The organism is Synechococcus sp. MU1655 (assembly GCF_023630655.1).
Taxonomy (GTDB): Bacteria; Cyanobacteriota; Cyanobacteriia; order PCC-6307; family Cyanobiaceae; genus Synechococcus_C.
The window spans coordinates 1-2,579 of the sequence record NZ_JAKUHK010000266.1; the positions used below are offsets into that span (position 1 = coordinate 1).

The window sequence follows — 2,579 nt, forward strand, 5'->3', positions numbered from 1 at the left end:
GGCGGCGAACCCAAAGCTGTCAGGCAGCCAAGCCAAGTCATGGCGCCATTCCGGGAAACACCTCTGGCTGTCCTCTTGTCCAAGCGTGAACTGACGCCACAGGGAGGCCGTACTCACCAGAACACAATCGGTTTCGACCCAAGGGCCATTGATTGGCTCCCAGCGACCTTCACGACTGGCCTGCTGAATCCGCGCATGCAAGGCCGGACGATGGCGTTCCACCCAGGCATAGAGAGCCGGGGTGGAGTGCGCAAAATGCAGCTCCGGGTAACGCTCCATCAGGTCGAGGGCAGAGCGAAAGGTCCGTTCAGCGGCTTGCCAAGTGTCAGCCACGGGCCAAAGCCAGGCGAGATCGAGATGGGCATGGCCCAGCCAATGAACAACACCCACGGGCTTCGGGCATGCCGCCAAGTGGCGATCGACCACGGCAACAGCCTCTGATGCCGTCGGGTCGCAAGACAACACGGCATCCGGAAGCGACTCTCCTCTGACCCAGGACAATTCCAAAGCTTCAGGAAGCAACGTCTGATCCGAGTCGCACTGGGCGATCAGAGGTTCCTGAACGAGAGCACTCTGAATGAGAGCCCCATCGTCATGGCAGGGGCTTCGCAACTCCAGCTGGATCCGCAGCCCCGAACCGTCTCTCCAATCCTTAGGGAGAAGCCAACGGCAGCGGGTATCAAAGAGGTCCCCCTCGTGCACCAGGACCCCATCAATGCGGAGGCGCACTTCATCGGCCCACCAGCTGAGCACCAGTCGCTCGCAGGACGCACTGGCCTGCATCCAGGGCTTTGGACAGACCAGGGTCTGCTCGAGGTGCAACCAGTTGCCACCTCGCGGCCAGATCAAAAGTCCACGCTCAGCCCAATCGGGACGGTGAATACGCCCCCAGGGATCGGCCAGGACCGATCGCCGTTTCTGATCGCCATGTCGCCACCACCCAGGGAGCAGATCTACGCGACTCCGACATCGAAACGTTTCAATCCACTCCGATCCCGGGGCTTGCAGAGGCTTCTCCATCCAGATATTCCATCATTCAGCCATAGAATGGTGATCAAATTTTCAGACGCCGGTCGGTTGCCATGCTTGCCCTCAAGATTTCGGTTTATTCCGTCGTCTTTTTCTTTCTCGGCATCTTTGTCTTTGGCTTCCTTGCCAGCGACCCAAGCCGCACACCCAGCCGCAAAGATCTCGAAGATTGAGTCCTAGATAACAGGGTCACGCCAAGCACTGGTTAGGCCTCGAGTTAAAGAGCCTTTACACATGGCAGGATCGCTTGCCATTGCTGGATTCCATTGTCGGCGTTGAGCCCCATCACCAGGATCGCAGGATCACTGGCTGTTGCCGCTGCGCTGACTGGCGTCCCTGTCCGCTCTCAGATTGTGGACACCTCTCTTGAAAAGATTGAGACGATTGAGGGACAGCCTGAAAGCACTGATCATTCTTTTTCTGACGCTGGTCCGGTACCGATCGATGTAGAGCCAGTTCTTCCCGGTCCCACGGCAAATCCGCAGGTCACGACAGACACAACCCAACCCTCAACGTCCAAGCCCCCCGAAGAAATTGATCTCACGGCTGACCGGCAATCGTTTGATGCGCGCCGAGGAGTTTTTATTGCTGAAGGCAATGTGCGAGCTGAACTGCGAGGAGGGACCCTTCAGGCCGATCGAGTCGAATTTGACAGCAACTTCAACACTCTGTTCGCCCGCGGAAGCGTGCGACTACGGCGAGGGTCGCAGTACTTCCAGGCAAGCACCTTCCGCTACAGCCTGATCCAAAACAGCGGTGAATTAGAAGACGTTTACGGCGTTCTTGAACTCGATGAACTGTCGGAAGGTTTCGGCCCTTCATCAACCGTTCCCTCCTCGTCCTCCTCAAGCGACCCTGAACAGCTGCTACCTGTGATGGAAAGCACCGGGTTGGGCTTCCCAACAGCCATCGATTTAGAGATCGGCAGCACAACGCCAGAGCGCATCAGTGCTCAAGGTGCTGTTGCAAACTTTTGGGACGAAGCAATACCGCCTCTCAATACCTGGACGGTGCCCTCTCCAAAGGAGAGCAGTGAAAAGGAGAAGCAATTTGCTGAAGGCATGGCCTGCCCAGCACCACTCCCTCCCATCCCAGATTGGCATCCCCATCCTTGGGCTGTCACCGTCTGGGGCGGCCAGATGATTGATTCCAATTTCGGCGACACCTTTCTCTTCAATGGGCGTCTCAGGGAGGAATATCTATTGGGTGTCAGCATGCAAAAACGAATTTGGCGAGCTGGGCCAGTTTCGCTGGAGCTAGAGGCCGATCTTTTCGGCCATCAGGCATTCGAACAACAAGGTGGAGAATTCAACCAGAATGAACCAAATGCCGATACTCCCGAACAATTTTTTGGGGAGGCCATTGTCGGGTTAGGGGTCAGATTATGGGTGCAACCTTGGCTGAGTTTCGGCTTCGTAGAAGGAATTAGTTACAACACATCTGTGAGCAATTATGAGCGTACCTTTCGCGAAAATTTTTCCCAATTACTGAATTACTTAGCTTTTGAGCTGGAAGCTTCTGTATCAGACCAGCTCTCCATGGTTGGAAGG

General features: G+C 56.0%; 2 protein-coding genes and 1 pseudogene. 2 read left to right on the top strand and 1 reads right to left on the bottom strand.

Annotation, left to right across the window (positions count from 1 at the left end; translation table 11 throughout):
* Window positions 1-1,020 (bottom strand): glycoside hydrolase family 38 N-terminal domain-containing protein (locus NCN04_RS10470; RefSeq protein WP_502988789.1); only part of this gene is annotated, 1,020 nt, incomplete at its 3' end.
* A gap of 62 nt (window positions 1,021-1,082) precedes the next feature.
* On the opposite strand from NCN04_RS10470, the gene NCN04_RS10475 reads away from it, so the two are divergent.
* On the top strand, window positions 1,083-1,202 hold the full coding sequence (locus NCN04_RS10475) for a photosystem II reaction center protein I (protein ID WP_006042333.1): 120 nt from the start codon (window positions 1,083-1,085) through the stop codon (window positions 1,200-1,202).
* A gap of 93 nt (window positions 1,203-1,295) precedes the next feature.
* Window positions 1,296-2,579 (top strand): annotated as a pseudogene (locus NCN04_RS10480) (DUF3769 domain-containing protein); the annotation flags it as partial.